Source organism: Flavobacterium sp. EDS, from assembly GCF_020991525.1.
Classification (GTDB): domain Bacteria; phylum Bacteroidota; class Bacteroidia; order Flavobacteriales; family Flavobacteriaceae; genus Flavobacterium.
In genome coordinates this window covers 1-21,267 of the sequence record NZ_JAJMOZ010000027.1, presented here as the reverse complement: position 1 = coordinate 21,267, position 21,267 = coordinate 1, and the positions used below count along the sequence as shown (strand labels likewise).

Sequence of the window (21,267 nt, the reverse complement as noted above, 5' to 3'; positions counted from 1 at the left end):
AGAGACACAACTTGTAAATGGTTGTTCTGATGGCGTACCATGTACTGAAGCTGAACATCAAATGAACAGACGAAGCGAATTTATTATTACAGCATTATAAATAATTAAATAAATTCCTAGTTTTATATTAATTCCTAAACCAGTGAGATTAACCTCACTGGTTTTTTATTTTTAGATAATATAGTTTTTCTTAGTCTGATTTTATTTAAACGCAAACTTTTGAGTCTCGCCAGATTTAAACGCAAAGAGCGTAAAGCTGTAGATTGAACTTTGCAAACCTTTGTGTGAACATTCATGCCCTATTGCGGTAAATTATTTTTACCTAATCGAAACTTTCGAACATAAAAAAAGCTGTCCATAAAGACAGCTTTTACACTACAAATTAAATAGCCGTTATTAATAAAATAACGGCTATAACCTCAACTTAAATAAACCAGTAACATAAAAAGGGTTCTTCTATATCTATTCTTAGATTCTAAAAAATAGATTCAAATTATATTTTTGCAAAAATATTGGTATAATATTTTCTTCCATTTTCAGGATCTACTTTTATTGCTATACCGAAATGCGTATAATTGCCTTCGATATTATGTTTATGTCCATCACTTGCAAGCCAAGCTTTTAATACAGCTTCTGACGTATTATAATTATAAGCCACATTCTCCGCAACTTTTTTCGCACCTAAAACTTTAATAATGTTTTCTGAACGAGCAACAAAATCATCATGATTAACCACTTTATTAGCAATCATATAAATATTATGCTCCTCTGATTTAAAAGAGATATGATTTATTGCTTTTAATTCATTTAACCCAATACTAACTCTATAATCATTAATCAGTTTCATTGTCTCCAGCTCCGACTGATTATAGGTATAGTTAGTAACAACTTCTGAAGAAACACTTGATTCTTTGTCTGAAACTGAATCAACAGAATCAGATGCACAAGAATTCATGGTAAACACTATTACCATAAGCGATAGAATATGAATTTTTAGTCTCATAATATCAGTAGTTTAAGTTTAAAGTAGATTGTGGGGCAAACTCCTTAAAAATGGTATTTTTTATAAAATTTGTTTCTTATCATTAGTTAAATCTACATCTTTTATCGCTGAAATACCAAAAAAAACCGATGAACTACATCATAAACTAGTTTAAAAATGTAATTTTCCTACATTTAAGACGAAAGACGTTCTATTTTCCATAAATAATCATCTTGAACCGTATACCTAATTCTATCATGCAAGCGATTAGGTCTCCCTTGCCAAAACTCTACCTCAACTGGAGTAACAAGAAAACCTCCCCAATGTTTAGGTCTTGGAATTTCTTTTCCTTCAAATTCTTTCTCCAGCTCTTTTAGATTTTCTTCAAGGTAGGTACGCGATGGAATAACAGCACTCTGATTAGAGACAATAGCACCAAGCTTACTGCCATCGGGTCTAGAATCAAAATAGCCATCAGAGACAGCCTCAGGCGTTTTTGTAGCAATACCTTTTATAATTACCTGACGCTCTGAATTTGGCCAAAAAAAAGACAAACAAACATGTGGATTATTTTGTATTGCCTTTCCTTTTTCAGAATTGTAATTAGTGTAGAAAATAAAGCCTTCTTCAGAGAATTTCTTTAATAAAACTACTCTCGATTTAGGGAAACCATCTAAACCTATTGTCGAAACCGTCATCGCATTTACCTCATCGACTCCACCAAAGTCTTCTACTTCATGAAACCATCTATTAAAAAGGTTAATTGGATCTTCTGGAATAGTAGTTTCCAGTAATTCGCTTTTCTCGTAGGATTTTCTATAATTACTTAGATCATTCATATTTTTGACTTTTTATTTTTAGACTAGTTGGATTGCTAGACTACTTAGATTGTTAGACTTGCTTGGACTTACTTAGACATCTTAGATATTAAACATCTTAGATTAATTAGAATATTTAGACTGCTTAGATATTGGACTACTTAGATTGTTAGACTCAATAGACGTAAATAATATATAGATTATATACTATATTAATTACAACACATTTATTATCTTATTCTCTCATTTCCTCATTCTCACATCTAACATCTAACATTAAACAATGCTAAAATTCAAAGCTTTTTCCATCATCTCCTAATAATACATTTGGAAAAATAGTTTCTGCTTCTTCTTTAAACAATTCGATACTTTCATATCTGGTTGAATAATGCCCAAGAACCAAATGTTTTGCATTGGCTTTTAAGGCTATTGTAGCTGCTTCTTTGGCTGTTGAATGTAATGTTTTTGAAGCCAGTGCTTCTTCCGATTGCAAGAAGGTACTTTCATGATACAAAACATCTACATTATTTATAATCGGAATTACAGCTTCATGATAAACTGTATCTGAGCAAAATGCATAACTCTTAGGAGGAAGAGGGTCTAATGATAGTTTTTCGTTGGCGATAATAGTACCATCGTCCAGCTTTATATCTCCTCCGTTTTTAATTTTCTGATAATAACACGTATCTATATTATAATGCTGAACTGCATCGACATCTAGTTTCCTTTCAGCTAATTTTTCCTGAAATAAAAACCCGTTAGTATACACACGATGATTTAAAGGAATTGTCGTTACAATTACTTTTTGATCTTCAAAAACGACTTCACTTTTATCTGACTCTAATTCATGAAAGTACAAACCATAGTTTGTCCATGAACTAGATAATTTAAGTTGTAATAATATGATTTCTTTTATTCCTTTTGGACCATGAATATGCAAATCGGTAGTACGTCCTAAAAGGCTAAATGTAGATATTAACCCGATGAGTCCAAAGAAATGGTCTCCATGTAAATGCGAAATAAAAACATGATTTATCTTAGAGAATTTGACCTTGTTTTTGCGCAATTGTACCTGGGTTCCTTCTCCACAATCAATAAGAAACAATCTGTTTTTTATTTCTAATACCTGCGAAGTTGGATTGGTAAAAGTTCTTGGAGTAGCGGCATAACAGCCTAATATTGTTAATTTCAATTTTATTTTTATTTGTTTATTGGGTAAATCGTTTATGAATAAAACATCAAAATAAATCGACTAAACAGTTAAACAAATAAACAATTAACCCATATTTTAGAATCCTAAATCTCTTTCTATTTCATCCATTTCAATAATATCATGCGCCTCCAAAACTGAAGGAACAACAACTAAAGTGCTTGGAACTGCGTTATAATCAATATCAGAAACAACAATAACAAAAGATTTTTTAGCTTTTTTTTGTTGCTTAGATAGCGGTAATAATAATTTTATATCGTTTATAGTTAAGTCTTTATGAGCTAACAAATCGATAATAATATTGTGATTCCCGAAGGTCTTAAACTGTTGCGTTATTTTTTCCAGAAAAGAAATAAAATCTCCCTGGGTGTCTTTAATTATTGTAGTATGTCCTTTTTGATCTACTTTCATTTTTTCAATTGCTATACATTCATTTATCCCAAATAAATCGTTTGGAATAACGAAGGTAGTTTCTTTTTGGAAATTATTGAAGTTTTGAAGCCAAAAGATAAATAACTGCCATACGAACAGCTACTCCATTTTCGACTTGATTTAGAATAACCGAATGTTCTGAATCTGCTACTTCCGATGTTATCTCTACTCCTCTATTTATTGGTCCGGGATGCATAATTACAATCTCTTTATTCAAAGAATCTAATAATGCTTTATCTACACCATATTGTTGTGAATATTCTCTTGTAGAAGGAAAAAAGTTAACATCCATTCTTTCATTCTGAACACGTAACATATTGGCAACATCACACCATTCTAATGCTTTACGTAAGTTAGGTTCTACAGTAACTCCTAAGGATTCAATATATCTTGGAATTAATGTTTTTGGCCCACAAACTTTAACCTCAGCACCTTGCATTTGCAAAGCATATATGTTAGATAATGCCACTCTAGAGTGCAGAATATCTCCCACAATTACTACTTTCTTTCCTGCAACATCTCCTAGTCTTTCTCTAATAGAATAACTATCCAATAAGGCTTGTGTTGGATGTTCATGTGCACCATCTCCAGCATTTACAATACTAGCTTTTACATTTTTGGATAAAAAGTAAGCTGCTCCGGGATTGGCATGGCGCATTACAACCATATCTACTTTCATCGAAAGAATATTATTTACCGTATCGATAAGTGTTTCACCTTTTTTAACCGATGATTGTGCTGCCGAAAAACTAATAACATCGGCTGATAATCTTTTTTGTGCTAATTCGAACGAAAGTTTTGTTCTGGTACTATTTTCAAAAAATATATTGGCAATAGTAATATCTCGCAACGAAGGAACTTTTTTAATTGGTCTGTTAATGACTTCTTTAAAATGGTCGGCAGTTTCAAAAATTAGGTTAATATCATTCTCATTGATATATTTTATTCCTAATAAATGATTTACGCTTAATTCTTTCATTGTATTGTTTATTTGTTATTTGTTAAAATTGCTAATCGTTTCGTTTTGCGATTAAACAATGTAACGATTCAACTTTTTAATTAGTAACCAAGTAAACGACATCTTCGCCATCCTTCTCTTTCCAACTCACTATCACTTTCTCATTATTGATAGCATCTACCTGTCTGCCACGATAATCGGGCTGTATTGGTAAATGTCGGCTAAAACGCCTGTCGATTAACACCAATAATTCAATTTCTGCAGGTCGTCCGAAAGATTGAATAGCAGTTAATGCTGATCGAATACTTCGTCCTGTGAATAATACATCATCTATAAAAATGACTTTTTTATCCTCTACAATAAAATTGATTTGGGTTTTATTAGCTTCTAGTGGTTTATCTGTTCTTCGAAAATCATCTCTAAAAAAAGTAATGTCTAAATAACCTAAAGCAATCTCAGGCGTTTTATATTCTTTTTCTAATAATTCTTTCAGTCGCTCTGCCAAGTAAACACCTCTAGGTTGAATTCCTACCAAAATCGTGTCTGAAAAATCAAGATGCTTTTCTATCAATTGACAGGCCAAACGATGTAATATGATAGTAACTTCTTTTGAATTAAGTAATACTTTTTGACTCATAGTAAAAGTGTAGTGTTTGGTTGGGCAAATATACAAAATCAGATTTTATTTGTTGGGGTGTTCGAGCGGGAAATATTTTTTTTTGATTTGATGTTTTTTTTTGGGGATGTTTGGGAGCTAAGTTTGAGACCAATCACTGTTACATTCTACCTCATCATTCATTACATAACATTAACCCCAGAGGGACGCTATATTTATAGAATTAAAAAACCATCGGGGTGAAATATCTATCTCAAGAAAATCAAAATATCGCTACGCTGGGGCTTTTATTCACAATAAGACAACTACTTATTATACCTGATAGAGCAGATCTATAAAATGATGGTTCGAAATTCTTTCTGTACCCACAAAGTATATCAACTTTAATTAATATCATTTAGAACTAAATTCCCGAACTTGCACTAGTCAACTTAAAACTAGAAAAAAATGAAAGTAAAAGTCATAGGAATCCCTGTTCAGAATCAAGAAAAGGCATTACAATTTTATACCGAAAAATTGGGGTTTATAAAAAAACATGACGTACCATTAGGCGGAGGTAACAGATGGTTAACTGTTGTTTCTAAAGACGACCAAAATGGAGTTGAAATTTTACTCGAGCCATCACCCAATCATTTTGAACCTGCTAAAACGTATCAAAGTGCTCTTTTTGAAGCTGGCATTCCGTATACACAATTTAATGTTGATAATCTTCAGGAAGAATACGATAGACTCATCAAGCTGGATGTTGAATTTAAAATGAATCCTACAGAAATGGGAAATGTAAAAATTGCTACTCTAAATGATACTTGTGGAAATTATATTCAGCTTATCGAAATGTTGCAATAACACTTAAACTTACTCTCTATAAATCTAAAAAAGCTTCCACGTTTGCGGAAGCTTTTCTATTAAATAACTTTTTTTTCTCTAAATTATTTCACAATTAATTTAGCTGTAAACAATTTACGAGAATGTATTTTTAGAATATAAACTCCTTTTGGTAAATCTTGGTTTATTAGAGAGAACTTATTGTTGTTTACATTTTTTGTAGCGTACAATAGTTTCCCTTCCATATTATAAATCTCAATTTCATCAATAGGATATTCCGACTGAATAAAAGTTTCTGCACTGCTATTAGTAGGATTTGGATATACTTTTAATCCATTATCAATTTTAAACTCATCGTTGCCTAGAGAACTATCGATTACTTCAAAAGAAACCCTGTTTGATACTTCGTTATAAGAATCATTAGTAAACATTACCAAAAAGTAATTTCCTTTTTCAGTAGGTAAATCTGTGGTAGCAATAGCTTTAGTCCCTTCCGAAAGTCCTTCAAAATAAGTATAACTCACCAATGGTTTTTCGTTAGGATTATCTCCTTCATGATAAATTCCCAACCAATCTTTTACAATTCCGGGAGCATCTGTCCATGAAGCTGTAATTTGTTCGCCAAGATCATATACGGGTTTATTAATCCATAATTCGGTAACTACCGCTCCAACTTTAAAGAATACTTTATTTCCGATAGCATTAAAACTATCCTGCAAATAATATTCGGCATAATAATATCCTTTTGGTAAGTTGTTAAATGATTTAGTGTCTGCAACTGTGGTAACATATTGCCAACTTGTTGACGTAACACCAGATCCTGGATTTACTCCCATTCTATATATACCAATCCAATCTTTTGTCAATTGTGGTCCATTAGTATAATTAACAACTATTGGTGTTCCTACCGAATATTCGGTATTATCTGTAGTTAATACAGGAACTGGCCCAACATAAAAATATTTTCGTGGTGCAATTTCTGTATACCCTCCATTAGAGAATATCACGGCATAATAACGTCCTTTATTAGCCAATCCGTTAGGAAAATTAATAAATCCGCTTGGGCTACCATTTGTATATTGCCAAGTTAAAGATGGTGTGGATGATCCCGGAGTTTGTCCTTCTTTATACAATCCTATCCAAGTTTTTGTACTCGCTGGTGCATCGGTAAAATCAACTTTAATAGGTGCACTTTGCGAATAAGTTAAAGCATCGGTAACAATCTCTGTATTCACATTATTACTTCCAGTAACAGTAAATGCTTGAGCATCGCTCCAAGGAGACCATTCAAGATTGCGATCTCTGTATCTTAACTTCACATAATACTTACCATTAGGAAGCGAGTTTGAAGCCAAATCCATCTTGGTAATATCTACACCTAGATTTATATCAACAGTTGAATCTTTTTGAGTCTTATATTTTCCGTATAAATTTTCGAAATCGCGATATACTTCTTTTTTAATTATATCAAATGTTGGCGTTTGCGAAATTAAAAACTGACTTGTATTTAATAACTCATTTGTTGTAGTGTTATATGCCGAACCAGATATTGTTAAAGGCAAAGTAATATTTGCTGCAAAAGTATTTGTAATAGCTGGCTTTACTGGTGCAACTTTGTTTTTATACCTATGAAACTCGTCCATTAATTGGTTATTTTTCCATTTATCAACGCTTCCAATAGAATAGCTTTCGATATCCATTTTTCCGTTTGTAACATCAATATCTACAATTTGGTAAATCCAATTGCATATTGTTTTCTGCACATCTTCAAAGTCTTGTTCTGTAGATGATCCCCAATATTGATCCCAAGCTGTTCCTCCCGAAATAATATTATAAGTAGATGTGTTTTTTAATTGTCCTCTGTGGTACAAATGATGGTGTGCCCCAATATGCATAGAATATTTTGGAGATGTTACCAATAAAGGAACGGCTGTATTACGAACCCATGTAGAGATATCTCCAACATATTGCTCTGCCTGATATGGTCTGTGGCTAAGTGAAAAAATCCACTCTACGGTATTATCTGTATTTGCGGCAGCAAGAACCTGTTGCAACCAAGTTAACTGTGCTGCTCCTGTATGTTCTGAGCTTAAACTGATAAATAAAACATTACCCGCTTGTTGTGCATAATAATTTTCTGTGCCTGATGAAATTCCTTTATAAGAAAGCTCACTAATATAGAAATGATCGTAATACGAATTCATACCAAGTGTTCCGTAGGTTTCATGGTTTCCTACTGTGGTCTGAATCGGTATATTACCTGATAACCCCCTATTCTTTTTAAAGTGTACGTTTTCGTAATGATCTAAAGTTCCTACATCGACTTGATCCCCCACCATAAATGTCATCGAAATATTATCCTCAGGAGATAATGTTGAACCCCATTTTTGTTTTATTTTTCTTTTTGCAGCCGATACTAATGAATCGTAACGAGGTACAGCTTTTAACTGATTATCTCCCATAATCAAAAAGCGAATATGTCCATCGGCAGTAGCTGCTTGCCCTGGATTAGGCAATGTTTTAAAGGAATAAACCGTTGAGACATCGGCTCCAGTTTTTATGCGGTAATAATATTTTGTGTTTGGCGAAAGGTTAATCAGTTTCGCGCTGTGGTAAAAATAATTCCCAGGATAGCCAGAATCTGTAAAAACATTGGTATTACCAGTAACTGTAACATTAAGATTAGCTTCAGTTGTTCCGTATTCTACAATAGTTTCTGGATTACTATCTGTTTTCCAGTTAACATAAACAGAGGTGGGAGTTGCGTTTTGTAAATAAGGAAATAGTTTTTGTGCTTGTGTAGTAAAGCCTATTCCTAAAAGTAATAGTAAAAAATAGAGTTGTTTCATGAGTTGTTGTTTCGTTGTTAGACGAAGCAAAAGTATTCTTCCAAAATGCAAATACTTTTAAGACAACATTACCCTTCTTTTATCTTTACTTCTCTTTATTGTAAAATTAATAATCCACCATTTATCTATAATAGGAACATGGATGACAAAGATCTGCCAAGGCGAAAACACGGATAAAAACGGATTTCATCAGCTTCTTTACTTTAGCAAATCCGCGTCATCCGCGTTCTATTCTCTATTCTCTATTCTCTATTCTCTATTCTCTATTCTCTATTCTCTATTCTCTATTCTCTATTCTCTAATACAAAATACTAAGCTACAACTGTCTTTTTTTCTTTCCCAAAAGAAATCCAAGTTAGCTTATGCCACAACGCTTCTAATGGTCCTTGTTTATGTGTTTTAAGCCACCATGTACAGAATCCCAATTGGAGTAAAAACAAAACGATACCTATAAGCAATCCAAATGTTGCGCCTGTATATTGGTATAATCCTAAACCATAGCGATAGTAAATAAATGATCCTAAAATAGATTGAGAAAAATAACTTGTTAAACTCATTTTTCCAAAAGGAATTAACTTTATTAAAACTCTATTCACTGCTTCTTTTTGGTATAACAATACAAATGAGCTTACCAAAACAACCATAAAAGTAACGTTAGACCAAGAAGTAAAAATGATCAATAAACTGTTTACAATATCTTTATTTACGATAAGTACTGGTAAGTACGTTTTGAATGCAAACAGCGGAATAAATAATACAATTGCAAATAGCAATGCCTTTTTCCAAAATGCAATACTAGCCGCCGAAGCAACAAAAAGCTGTTTTCTTCCTGCAATCATCCCAAACATGAATAATGCTGGTGCCTGAAAAAATCTTCCGTTTTCCCATGACCAAAATACCGAAGCCCATCTCCCTATAGATATATTACCCACGGTGTGATCTACAAATGAATTTCCGCTTAAATAGCTATACATATCTCCATAATAAGCATTTGATCTATTAACAGGAAGTATATAATCAGGATTAAAAAGAATATTAAAAAAATTAAACCATTCCATTGGAAGCATTAATAAGAAAGTTGCTATTATCAATACATATTTGGTGTTTAAATTACAAACTGGAATTAATATTAATCCTAAAACGGCATACATCATTAATATATCACCTGAGAAAAATAGTGTATTTACTAATCCAAAAACAAATAATATAGCAAGTCGCCAAACATATCTCCATCTAAAATCATTTCCTTTTTTACGCTGATTGTCATATTGAATAAAAAAACTAAAACCAAAAAGAAGCGAAAAGATTGCATACGACTTTCCTGCAAAAAGAAAGAATAATGTATCCCAAATTATCTTGTCTAATACTTTAATAGGTTCAGGCAAATATTCCGGCAAATAATAAAAATCAAAGTGTTCTAAATTATGAAGTAACATAATCGCCATGATGGCTAAACCACGTAATGCATCTATGACTTCTATACGAGGAGATTTTAAACTAAAAGCATTTTCTGACATAATATTTTAAGGATTAATTTATAGTATATTAGCTCAAATATAATTTTATTTCGCAAAAATTCACAATCGAAATCCTCAATCATAATACAGTCTAACAGCCTAATTTTCAATTATTCTTAACTATTTTTTCATAAAATTAAAAATCAAATAATAAAACATTTTATAGGAATTATATAACGTTCTTTTTGAGGTATTCGTTAATTTCACAAGGAGACAAATAATGATTGTCATTTTTAATTAATTTAAAAACACAAAATCATGAAAAATAAATTATCTACAATACTAGTCGCTTTAATTATATCATTATCTCTTAGCAGTTGTGAGGTCGTAGAAGGCATTTTTAAAGCAGGAATGGGCGTCGGTGCTTTTGCTGTAATTATTATAATCGTTTTAATAATTTACATAATCAGCAAAATCATAGGAAAGAAATAACATAAAAAAAGTCCCATCTGCTGTTGCAGATGGGACTTTTTTTATGTTATTTAGTATTAAGAATACATTTTCACTCTTAATTCTTGAACTTTTTCATCATCTAGGTATTCATCGAATGTCATATAACGGTCGATAACTCCATTTGGCGTAAGCTCTACTACTCTATTACCTACAGTTTGAGCAAACTCATGATCATGTGTTGTAAAAATCACTGACCCTTTAAAGTTTTTTAACGAGTTATTAAATGCTGTAATCGACTCCAAATCTAAGTGATTTGTTGGCTCATCTAACATTAATACGTTAGCTCTTTCCATCATCATTCGAGATAACATACAACGTACTTTTTCTCCTCCTGATAAAACTCTACTTGTTTTTAAAGCTTCTTCTCCTGAGAAAATCATTTTCCCTAAGAATCCTCTAATAAAAACCTCATCACGTTCTTCTTCAGTTTTTGCATATTGACGTAACCAGTCTACTAAACTCAAATCATTTTCGAAGAAAGAATGATTCTCTGCTGGTAAATAAGCTTGATTTGTTGTAATCCCCCAATCAAAAGTACCTTCATCGGCTTTTTGATTATTGTTTAAAATTTCGTAGAAAGCAGTAGTTGCACGTGAATCTTTAGAGAATAAAACAATTTTATCTCCTTTTGCCATGTTCAAATCTACGTTTTTAAATAAAAGATCTCCATCAATTGAAGCACTTAAGTTCTCAACATTCAAAATTTGATCTCCTGCTTCACGATCCTGATCAAAGATAATTGCTGGATAACGACGGCTTGAAGGTTTAATTTCAGAAATATTAAGCTTACTAATCATTTTTTTACGAGAAGTTGCTTGTTTAGACTTCGCAACGTTGGCGCTAAAACGACGAATAAATTCTTCTAATTCTTGTTTCTTCTCTTCAGCTTTTTTGTTTTGTTGTGCACGTTGTTTAGCTGCTAATTGACTAGACTCATACCAAAAAGTATAGTTACCTGAATAATGGTTGATTTTACTAAAATCGATATCTGAAATATGTGTACAAACCGAATCTAAAAAGTGACGGTCATGCGATACTACAATTACTGTATTTTCATAATTTGCAAGGAAAGTTTCTAACCAAGCGATTGTTTCAAAATCCAAATCGTTGGTAGGCTCATCCATGATAAGTAAATCTGGGTTACCAAATAAGGCTTGTGCCAAAAGGACACGAACTTTAATTTTACCTTCAAGATCTCCCATTAATGTATAATGGTGCTCTTCGGCAATACCTAAGTTAGACAACATCGAAGCAGCATCAGAATCAGCGTTCCATCCGTTCATTTCTTCAAACTGAACTTGTAACTCCCCTATTCTATCAGCATTTTTATCGTTATAGTCTAAATAAAGTTCATCCATTTCTTTCTTAACGGCGTACAATACTTTGTTCCCCATAATAACGGTTTCAAGAACTGTGTGCTCGTCAAACATGTTGTGGTTTTGGTTTAAAACCGACATACGTTTTCCTGGCTCTAAATGGATATGTCCTGAAGTAGGATCCATTTCGCCTGAAATTATTTTAAGAAAAGTTGATTTTCCAGCACCATTGGCTCCGATAACTCCATAAATATTTCCGTGAGTGAAAGTTGTATTTACTTCGTCAAACAAAATTCGTTTGCCAAATTGTACCGATAAATTATTGACTGTTAACATGAATGTCTATATTAATTAATTTTGTGCAAAAGTAGTGAAAAAGGTTCAGAGGAGCAAAGAAACTAGGTCGCTAAGTTTTTTTAATATGAAAACCGCTAAAAATGTTTTGCCACTCCCGATAGCTATCGGGATAAAAAAGATTAAATAGATTTAAAAAAAAGCTTTAACCCGAATGGAACGAATTCTTTTGTTGAGAGTAAAGACTACATTAATATTACTACCAGCATATGCTTAATTTTTAGCCCAAAAATAACCCCAATATTGTCATCCTGATGAAGGAAGGATCTCTGCTAGTAGCTCGACAAAGATTATAAAGTTTCTTGTGATTCTTCGACTCCTCTCAGCATGACAATATTTGAGGGAAACTATGCGAGCTTTGCACATCACATCCTACGCTTCGCGATTGTGAACATAATGGTTAATTTCACAACAACCACATTTAAAACCTTTGAACCTTTGCAACTTATAACCTCATAACCTTTTTTTTAGGTCTAATTACAATTTACTTTCTTTTTCCAAAGCCACTTCCAAGCTTTCATAATTATTTACCACTTTGGCGATAAGCCCATCTTTATTAATTATAAAGTGCGTAGGAAAAGCATTTAACTGCAACGTTTCATTCATGTATATCTTCATATTAGGGATCACTGAATATGACAATGGTTTTCTTTTCAAAAATATTTTTAATTGCTCGGGAGTATCTTCCGCCAAACTCACAAAAAGGATATCTTCTCTATTTTTATATTTTTCAACCAAATAATTCACATCTGGAAATTCTTTGATACATGCTGCACAATGAATATACCAACATTTTATAACTACAATTTTTCCTTTCATCGTTTCGTTAGAAACCAAAATTCCTTTTAAATCCTTAAAAGAGAATTTAGGGAAAGGAGTATTTTCCATTTTAAAATTCTTATACGCATCAAAAGCCTCCTGATTAATAGTAGCTTTTATGCTTGTATCTGAATTGGGTTCGATTTTAAATAATTTATAATAATAAATACTATCATCCGATTGTAATCGAATGGGAATATTACTGCCATTTGCTAACTGATCTAAAAAAAAATCTTTAGGTATTTCTTTCGAAAGAGAATCAAGTGCTACAAAATCTCTAGAAAGCATAATGTTCTTAGTTTGATATGCCCACCAGCTGCTGTAGTCTTTTTGAATTTGTATTGGGTCAACTTCTGGATTTCCATATTTTGTTTGACCTGAACAATACGTAAAAATTAAAAATGTTAGTATAATGGTAATTGATTTTTTCATGAAGTTTTAATACAATAATTGGGATTCAAAAATAGGTAAAAAAACAGGTAAATTTCCCAATCACTATAAAGCAAAAAAAAACCTGGCACTTAGTGCCAGGTTCATAATGATCTCCTTTAGGTAAAAACCAAATAACAAATTACCTAAATTCAATGCATTTGTCCAAAATATGAAAAATCTAATTAAAAAATAAATAACCAAACTCAATTTTAACTGCCCCAATTTTTCATTTTTTTGAAATCTTAAAATCTTAATTTATAATCATTAATTCAAAAAGTTCATTACTTTAAATGTCTTTTTCGTTCCTTGTTTATCAGTCACAATTACTATAAACAATTGTTTTGTTGAGAAACTTCTATTCTCAAGTAATAAACTATTAGTATCTTGAATATTCTTGTAACTTAATATCGATTGTCCGAGCATATTGTATATCTCAACTTGATCAATACTACTTGCTTCATTAGATATTGCTAATGCATTATCTTTAAAGTATGCAAGTGTTTTATTACTTGTTAGTTCTATCTTATCTTCTGCTTTTAATTTAGCACTTTGTGTTGCAAAATAAGCCGCATATGCTTTAGATAATTCAGAGGAATTACCACAAGAAGATGCATCCCAGTTTACAGACCAAGTCATCAAACCTCTTAAAGAAGGATATGGTCCGCCTGGTTGCATAGTGTAGGTTCTTCCTGAAAAAGTAGTTCCAGTTCTTAGATAATTCATAGCATTAATTCCTTCAGTCGGCGTTAAATAACCACTACCCGCTGCACTTGGACAAGCTGGTAATGCAATAAGAACTTTTGAGGCTGGTAAACCATCAAAACGCATTCCTGTTGTACCAATGTTATAGCCTTTTATTATCATATCAGTTAGGGCTGTTACCATGTTTGCTTTCTTAGCTGAACCATAATACTGACCATCTAATCCGTTTTCTCCTCCTGTATTATACAATTGTACAGCTAACAAATCTAATTCATTACGCAAGTTTTGAATGATCGGCAGAAAAGAACCAAAAGTATCATTATAGGTAGAATATCCTCCTTGTACATATTGTGTTTCTGGAGCTGCAGTTAATAAAAATCCAGGGCCATAATAAGCTTTTAATTCTTTGAAAGCATCTACTACGTTTTTTAATCTTGGATAAGCAGAAATACCCGCATAAGAAATATCTCTTAAACCTCCTGCACTAAAATTCATCGATCCACCTTCAAAATCAATATCAACTCCATCAAATTGATACTCATCAATAATTGCTTTTAGACCATTAACAAATATATTTTTTTGAGTTACATTGTCTAAAACAACATGACCGTTTTGACCTCCAATAGAGACAATAACAGGAACCCCGCTATCTCTTAAGGATTTTATATCATTTTTCAACAATTGCTTATCGAAAACACCATTGGTCAAATATCTAGCGTCATTTGTAGTTAACACTGGTGTATAACCATCACGATTAACTGTTTCTACGAAAGAATAATCGACTACGTTAAACTTACTTCCCACCATTTGAGAAAAATATAAAAATGGAGCAGCAGTATTCTCCCAAGAATGTGCATATCCTAAAAGAACTTTAGACGGAAGCGGAATGAATATTCGTGTCGAATTAGTAATCGTAATCGATTGATTTAATAATTTTTCACCTCCTGCATTATCTATCGCTTTTACTATTAATGGATATGTTATATAAGCATTTGGAGTAAAGGTATAGTTGTATGCATTCCCTGTGCCTTTTGTCATAGGGAAATAAGTTCCGTTTATGCTTACCGAAACGCTTGCAATTGTACCATCGGCATCTGTAACATTAACACTTAGTGGCACTGCTTGGAAACCTGAAGGCTGATTAATTGTTGTCGTTGCTGGTGAAACCCAAGTAATTACTGGCAATGAATTTGGACAAGTTGCTCCTGAACATTGTAAATAGAATGTTTTTGTATTTTCTGCAGTTATACCACTTGAAGCCGTTACTGTAGCTTTCAACGTATAGTTTTTGTTAAAATCTGCTGCAACTGGTGTCCAATTTGCCACATATTCTGATCCTGAAAGTGCTGCAGTAATATTTTGTCCGTTGATATTGAATACAACAGAAGAAATAGTTAAGCTAGCGTCTACACTTGCAGTTGCTTTCAACTGAATCGCTGTTCCCGGAGCAATCGCTACAGTAGCAGCTGAAGGAGCCGTAATAGTAACCTGAGGTGGTGTAACTGTATTTGTATTAAAGTTATAAACCTGAGGCGTTGTTGGCATAGCAAAGTTGGTCAGATTATTTGGAAAATACGCAGTATTATTATTTTCCCAAGCGTTTAATTTTAAACTTAATACTTGTGTATAACCTGCTGTAACTGTATTATCGTAGCTAAAAACTCCTTGTGCATCTGTTGTAGCAATAACACTTTTCCAGTTGTGCGTGCTATCTGTCCAAGGCACAACTAATTCTACTTTAGCTCCTGATACTGGAGTTGTTCCATTCTTAACTGTTCCACTAATTATAGTACCTGGCGCAACAAGCTCTTGTGTTACGCTTAAAACTTTGCTTTGAGTTGAACTATTATCAACTGGAGTTTTAGTTTCTGATACCGCAACTACTTCGCTTGGTACGCTTTCGCCTGCAACTTTTAATGGTGCTACTGTTCCTGTATTAAAGTCATAGACTTGTGAAGTAGCTGGAATAGCAAGATTCGTTAAATTAGAAGGAGAATAATTAAGACCATTATTCTGCCATGAATTCATTTTTAAACTAGCAATAATTGTATATCCTGAGAATATTGCATTATCAAAACTATATTTTCCTTGTGCATCTGTAGTAGCCAGGAAAGTAGCATAAGGATGAGCATTATCCGTCCAATTAAAGATTAACTCTACTTTAGCACCTGCTACTGGATTTCCTCCATTCTTAACTGTTCCACTAATTTTACTAGCTGGAGCTGCATTTTGTGTAAAGTTTAAAACTTTACTCGCTGTAAGATTGTTGTAAACTGTAGATGCTGGTGAAAATGTTACTCCTGCTTTTGCAATTGTTACAGTATAATTTACTCCAGAGGCTAAATTAGCAATGCTATATGTTCCTGTAGTACTAGAAACTGCTGTAACAGTTCCTAAAGTAGAAGTTACCGTAACCGCAGCACCCACAACTGGATTTGTACCATCCATCACGCTTCCGCTAATGGAATAATATACCGTTTGAGTAAAATTTAAAACTTTATTATCACTTAAAACTGGATATACTGTAGTTGCTGGCGAAAATGTCTGACCTGTTTTTGACGCCGTAACTGTATAATCAAGTCCTGCTGTTATATTACCAATACTATACACACCACTCACATTAGAAACTGCTGAAAAAACGACACTTCCTGCAGTTGCTGTAACTGTTGCTCCTGCAACTGCTGTAGTTCCATCCAGAATAGTCCCATTAATTGTATAAAGTGGTTGTGTACCGTTTATAACAACATTAGCTTGATTTGCTATAAGATTTGTTAATGTAACTGGTGTAAAAGTATATGAACTTTTTAAAGCTGTTACTGTATAATTTGCTCCAGAAACCACATTATTAAATGTATAATTTCCATCTGGCGATGTAACTGTTTGTACAATAGCATTAGTTGCATCTTTTAACTGAACTGTTACATTGGGAACTAGATTTGCTCCATTTTTAACAGAACCGCTTACTATTAATGTTCCTATTACCGCGGTACGGAATGTATCATCTACCTGAGTCAATAATGAATTAGGAATCGCACCTCTTGTATCTTGAGATAACTCCCAAATCATTCCTCCACCAAGGTTTTTAGTTTTAATGTATTGTGCTTTTAAATCAATTGATTGTTTATCTTCATAACTAATAAACTGTCGTAAAGAAGCATTATATAAGTAAGGAACTTTAGTTGTATTATCCCAGTATCTTACCCACCCTGCTGCAGTTGCAGTTGGTGTCACCATCATCGTATTCGGATCTAAATAAGGATGCGAATTTGTAACTGGATTCCCTACTAAATCACAAATTTCTATACTTCCAGATTTTTCGCATGCACCAGCACCATCCCAAGTTCCTGTTGGATTTTGTGGATTCGCACATCCAGAAACAGCATACCTAGGAGCCGCAACAAATAATCCATTAGTTGAATTAGTAGCTACATTATCGAATTTTTTTCCATAGAAAGGTATTCCCATTATTAATTTATTAGCAGGAATTCCAATAACATTCAAATATTGGCTTGTTAACTCATCAAGTGATTCTGATTGAGTTGCGCTGTATAAAGGATCATTTGGATTTCCACTTGCATATAAAGGTGCATTGTAGCTCGTTTTATCATACCAGTTTCCACCAAGGTCGTATCCAAAATAAGTAATATAATCGCAGTAAGTCGAAAGATCCTCTGTCATTCCATATTGTGCTCTATTGTTTGGGCCTAAATATTGTGACGATACTTTTCGGACATTGTTTCCAGCCGCAATAGTGATTAACTTATTTGGCATTGCCTGACGCATTGCTTTTAATAAATACACTAAATTTTTATTATCATCTGGGCTGTATTTTTGCGGAGGAACTGGAGATCCATTAACAATCTCAGTACCATCTGTTCCTCCAGAAAGAGGGTATTCCCAATCAATATCAAATCCATCTATAAAAGGATAAGTCACTAGAAAATTAGCCATATCTGCTGCCAAAGCTGCTCTAGCAACAGGGCTTGCAGAAATTGGAGAAAGATCCTGACCTTTTGTCCAACCTCCTACAGAGATCAAAATTTTTAAATGAGGGTACTTTTCTTTAAGTTTCTTCATATCATAAAAATTCCCTTTTACAGGAGCATCCCATGGAATCCCACCTTCGGTGTGTTCAAAATCGGCATAGGTGTCTAAGCATTTTAATTTAGTATTCTCTGGCCGTGCCGGATCAAAAGTTGTTCCGTAGAAAGAATAATTTAAATGAGTTATTTTGCTTCCGTCAATCTTAGGGACATTAAAATCCCTAGCATAGATTGCCCATTGCGCATAGTATCCGACAACTTTTTTATTATGTGCTGGTTGGGCAAATAATACGATCGGAAACAGAAATAAAAACAGTAATCTGTAATAATGTTTCATAATTAATAAATAGGTTGGTTAATAAAAAATTAAAAAACCAAGTGCTTCATACGATTGTATTGATAATACAAAAACCAATAATCATTTTAAACAAATGGTAAATCACAAATCCAGATTACATCAAATGCAACTGAACTCTTTTAAATTAAAACAGATAAACTTGGGGCTTAGCAATCTTAATATAAATCTTTATTATATCTATAAACTTAAATGTCAATTTAATATAGATTCTGATTCTAAAAAAAATCCTAATCTAACCGCCTTACCATAATCTATCTCCCCTAGAAAACTATAGGAGAGATAATTACTAATTAATTATGGCAACTAAACTTCAACTAATTCAATTATTAATCACTCAAACTTTACTTTATATTTCTTTATATTATAATAATTTTTTTAAACTTTCGTAAACTGCCAATTCTACATCTCCATAATCTTTAGAGTTACATTTCTCTAATAATTCATTTAAAACTGCTGGTGCAACTGTTGCTTTATTATCCAAAACATTTACTAATTGTTGAGATAAATCACTAAGATTATTTGCTAAAGGCAAAATAGGTTGAATCAAAGGTGCATTTTCACTTAAACTTGCTAGACTAGATTTTAATCCAATCCATTTATTTAAAAATGCAGTAACTTTGGCTTTATTAGCAACCGATTTGTCTGCTAAATATTCTTTTACAACTACATCAAAAGCTATTGCATCTGAAGCATCTGGCGTGCAAGCATCTGCAAAAAGTGTAAATGGAGAATACGTTTGATACTCAACTCCACCTTTATTTCTCTTATATCCTTTTAATGGCTCACATACGTTAGAGAAATCACTTAATGCTGTAATATTTTGATTATTTGCTATGTTTCTTAAGATTACATCCTTGTTTCTAATATGGGTGATTCCTAGTTCTTCTAATCTAAATGAAACAACTGCTAATCTTTTGCGCAAGCTATTTAAATCTCTAACATCTTCTGCAGACCATAATCTTTCGGCAATAGCGGCTGTTCTTGGCCAAAGTCTTGAATCTATAGTTAAAGGAGTAACAAGTTCAGTCCACATTGTAGCTTCGCCACCTAATACTCTTGCTTTTTCTTCAGGGGTAAAATTGGCACTTTTAGGCAATGGATCATTTAAGTAATGAGCTTCTACACCTTGAACCAAATCAATATAATACCCATTAGACAAAACAGTTTTGTAACCATTTTTCACAGATTCAGTTAATGATTTTCCAACTGGTACTCCTTCGTTCGGACCTCTCCAAGCATGAATAATAGCATCTTTAGACATATCTTTTGTCATGATCTCTTCCCATCCCATCAACTGTTTACCATGTTTTTTAAGCATTGGTACTAATTTCATTGTAAAATAAGTTTGTAAGTCATGATTCGTTACTAACTTATTTTTCTTTTTAAACTCTTGAATTTTAGGGTTTGAATCCCAATCTTTACCTTCGTTTTCATCTCCTCCAATATGAAAATATGCACCTGGAAATAATGGACAAGTCTCATCAAATATTTCACTTAACAATTGGTATGTTTTAGGATTTGTTGGATCTAATGTAGGGCTAAAAACTCCTGCATTGCGTTCTATACTATATGTAGAAACTACCGCTGCTTTTGCACTGCCCTCTGAATTTCCATTAGAAACATTAATTACTTTACTTCCTATTTCTGGGTAAGCTGTTAAAATAGCAGATGCATGACCCGGAACATCTATTTCTGGCACTACTAGAATTCCACGTTCGTCTGCATATTTCACAATATCTTTAATTTCTTCTTGCGTATAAAAAAATCCATCCGACGCTAATTCAGTAAGCTTAGGATGCTTTTTTAATTGAATTCTCCATCCTTGATCATCTACCAAGTGCCAGTGAAAAACATTCATTTTCACAGCTGCTAAGGCATCTAAATTTCTTTTAACAACATCTACAGGCTGAAAATGTCTTGCTACATCCATCATTAGGCCTCTCCATGTAAATCTTGGAAAATCTGAAATTTGTGAAACTGGAAAATAGTAAGAAGTACTATTATTTTGTAACATTTGTAACAATGTTTCAAGACCATGTAATGCTCCTAAATCACTTGTTGCATTAATTGTAATTTGATTTTGTTTTATATCAAGATGATAACTCTCGTCTTCATATAAACCAATCTTACCACTCTTAGTGCAATTTATTTGTAATTGTGCTGTAGGTGCCGAATTTAACTTAGTCAAAAAATCTTGTTCAAAAAACAATCCAGTTCTTCCATCTAATCGTCTTAAAAAACGAGTTGCTGCACTAAAGATTCTTGGGTTTGGATTTCCTGTGATATTTACTCTAAACCCTTTAGTAACGGCAAATGTACCTTGGTTTAAATTTATTGTTTGTGGCCATGGCATAAGGTTTAATTGCTCTTTCTTTATTTGAGCATTTGCAACTATCCCAGAAAATAATAAAATCAATATATATTTCATACTTTTTGTTGTAAAAGAGCCTTTTGCAATCAATAAATATTGACCTAAAAACTCGGGTAAAAACAAAACTCAGAAGAAAACCAATTTGAACCTCTTTATCGCTAAGATTATCATCTGAATTTTGTAACTTAAATTATTCTAAATACTCTTTAAAG

General features: G+C 32.7%; 14 protein-coding genes. 2 read left to right on the top strand and 12 right to left on the bottom strand.

Translation table 11 applies throughout. The annotated features are described in order from the left end of the window. Positions 1-493 precede the first annotated feature (493 nt). From LPB87_RS20295 to pyrR, 6 genes are all read right to left on the bottom strand, one after another. Complete coding sequence (locus LPB87_RS20295; RefSeq protein WP_230729165.1) at positions 494-1,003, bottom strand: CAP domain-containing protein; 510 nt, start codon at positions 1,001-1,003, stop codon at positions 494-496. 173 nt (positions 1,004-1,176) lie between these two features. Further along, entirely contained in the window at positions 1,177-1,821 is a 645-nt protein-coding gene (pdxH, locus tag LPB87_RS20290) for a pyridoxamine 5'-phosphate oxidase (RefSeq protein WP_129539083.1), read from the bottom strand. A 265-nt stretch (positions 1,822-2,086) separates the two neighbouring features. After that, a complete protein-coding gene (locus tag LPB87_RS20285) occupies positions 2,087-2,992 on the bottom strand; it encodes a ribonuclease Z (RefSeq protein ID WP_129539084.1) in 906 nt (301 codons plus the stop codon). A 96-nt stretch (positions 2,993-3,088) separates the two neighbouring features. Next, entirely contained in the window at positions 3,089-3,421 is a 333-nt protein-coding gene (locus tag LPB87_RS20280; RefSeq protein ID WP_230729163.1) for a ribonuclease Z, read from the bottom strand. A 73-nt stretch (positions 3,422-3,494) separates the two neighbouring features. Next, positions 3,495-4,421 (bottom strand): aspartate carbamoyltransferase catalytic subunit, encoded by a 927-nt coding sequence (locus tag LPB87_RS20275; protein WP_129539085.1) that lies wholly within the window; start codon positions 4,419-4,421, stop codon positions 3,495-3,497. Between the two features lie 76 nt (positions 4,422-4,497). Then, a complete protein-coding gene (pyrR, locus tag LPB87_RS20270) occupies positions 4,498-5,037 on the bottom strand; it encodes a bifunctional pyr operon transcriptional regulator/uracil phosphoribosyltransferase PyrR (RefSeq protein WP_230729162.1) in 540 nt (179 codons plus the stop codon). Between the two features lie 426 nt (positions 5,038-5,463). Here pyrR and LPB87_RS20265 point away from each other — a divergent pair, with 426 nt between their 5' ends. Continuing rightward, positions 5,464-5,862: a VOC family protein gene (locus LPB87_RS20265; RefSeq protein ID WP_230729161.1), complete on the top strand. Its 399-nt coding sequence runs from the start codon at positions 5,464-5,466 to the stop codon at positions 5,860-5,862. A gap of 83 nt (positions 5,863-5,945) precedes the next feature. On the opposite strand, the gene LPB87_RS20260 is transcribed toward LPB87_RS20265, so the two are convergent. Further along, positions 5,946-8,690 carry a fibronectin type III domain-containing protein gene (locus tag LPB87_RS20260; protein ID WP_230729160.1) on the bottom strand — a complete coding sequence of 915 codons (2,745 nt, stop codon included), beginning with the start codon at positions 8,688-8,690 and terminating at the stop codon, positions 5,946-5,948. A 311-nt stretch (positions 8,691-9,001) separates the two neighbouring features. Next, positions 9,002-10,207, bottom strand: a complete 1,206-nt coding sequence (locus tag LPB87_RS20255) for a DUF418 domain-containing protein (RefSeq protein WP_230729158.1) — start codon at positions 10,205-10,207, stop codon at positions 9,002-9,004. Between the two features lie 258 nt (positions 10,208-10,465). Here LPB87_RS20255 and LPB87_RS20250 point away from each other — a divergent pair, with 258 nt between their 5' ends. Beyond that, positions 10,466-10,639: a hypothetical protein gene (locus tag LPB87_RS20250; protein ID WP_230729156.1), complete on the top strand. Its 174-nt coding sequence runs from the start codon at positions 10,466-10,468 to the stop codon at positions 10,637-10,639. Between the two features lie 56 nt (positions 10,640-10,695). Here LPB87_RS20250 and LPB87_RS20245 read toward each other — a convergent pair whose 3' ends face one another. The 4 genes from LPB87_RS20245 to LPB87_RS20230 form a co-directional block, all read right to left on the bottom strand. Continuing rightward, complete coding sequence (locus LPB87_RS20245) at positions 10,696-12,312, bottom strand: ATP-binding cassette domain-containing protein (protein ID WP_129539091.1); 1,617 nt, start codon at positions 12,310-12,312, stop codon at positions 10,696-10,698. Positions 12,313-12,807: 495 nt separating this feature from the next. After that, positions 12,808-13,581 (bottom strand): TlpA disulfide reductase family protein, encoded by a 774-nt coding sequence (locus tag LPB87_RS20240; RefSeq protein ID WP_230729155.1) that lies wholly within the window; start codon positions 13,579-13,581, stop codon positions 12,808-12,810. 264 nt (positions 13,582-13,845) lie between these two features. Further along, positions 13,846-18,663 carry a T9SS-translocated chitinase ChiA gene (gene chiA / locus LPB87_RS20235; protein ID WP_230729153.1) on the bottom strand — a complete coding sequence of 1,606 codons (4,818 nt, stop codon included), beginning with the start codon at positions 18,661-18,663 and terminating at the stop codon, positions 13,846-13,848. 382 nt (positions 18,664-19,045) lie between these two features. Beyond that, complete coding sequence (locus tag LPB87_RS20230; RefSeq protein ID WP_230729151.1) at positions 19,046-21,112, bottom strand: family 20 glycosylhydrolase; 2,067 nt, start codon at positions 21,110-21,112, stop codon at positions 19,046-19,048. Positions 21,113-21,267 lie beyond the last annotated feature (155 nt).

Coding starts and splice junctions, on each gene's coding strand:
- LPB87_RS20295 (WP_230729165.1), bottom strand. CDS start 1,003: ATGAGACTAAAAATTCATATTCTATCGCTTATGGTAATAGTGTTTACC.
- pdxH (WP_129539083.1), bottom strand. CDS start 1,821: ATGAATGATCTAAGTAATTATAGAAAATCCTACGAGAAAAGCGAATTA.
- LPB87_RS20280 (WP_230729163.1), bottom strand. CDS start 3,421: ATGAAAGTAGATCAAAAAGGACATACTACAATAATTAAAGACACCCAG.
- LPB87_RS20275 (WP_129539085.1), bottom strand. CDS start 4,421: ATGAAAGAATTAAGCGTAAATCATTTATTAGGAATAAAATATATCAAT.
- pyrR (WP_230729162.1), bottom strand. CDS start 5,037: ATGAGTCAAAAAGTATTACTTAATTCAAAAGAAGTTACTATCATATTA.
- LPB87_RS20265 (WP_230729161.1), top strand. CDS start 5,464: ATGAAAGTAAAAGTCATAGGAATCCCTGTTCAGAATCAAGAAAAGGCA.
- LPB87_RS20260 (WP_230729160.1), bottom strand. CDS start 8,690: ATGAAACAACTCTATTTTTTACTATTACTTTTAGGAATAGGCTTTACT.
- LPB87_RS20255 (WP_230729158.1), bottom strand. CDS start 10,207: ATGTCAGAAAATGCTTTTAGTTTAAAATCTCCTCGTATAGAAGTCATA.
- LPB87_RS20250 (WP_230729156.1), top strand. CDS start 10,466: ATGAAAAATAAATTATCTACAATACTAGTCGCTTTAATTATATCATTA.
- LPB87_RS20245 (WP_129539091.1), bottom strand. CDS start 12,312: ATGTTAACAGTCAATAATTTATCGGTACAATTTGGCAAACGAATTTTG.
- LPB87_RS20240 (WP_230729155.1), bottom strand. CDS start 13,581: ATGAAAAAATCAATTACCATTATACTAACATTTTTAATTTTTACGTAT.
- chiA (WP_230729153.1), bottom strand. CDS start 18,663: ATGAAACATTATTACAGATTACTGTTTTTATTTCTGTTTCCGATCGTA.
- LPB87_RS20230 (WP_230729151.1), bottom strand. CDS start 21,112: ATGAAATATATATTGATTTTATTATTTTCTGGGATAGTTGCAAATGCT.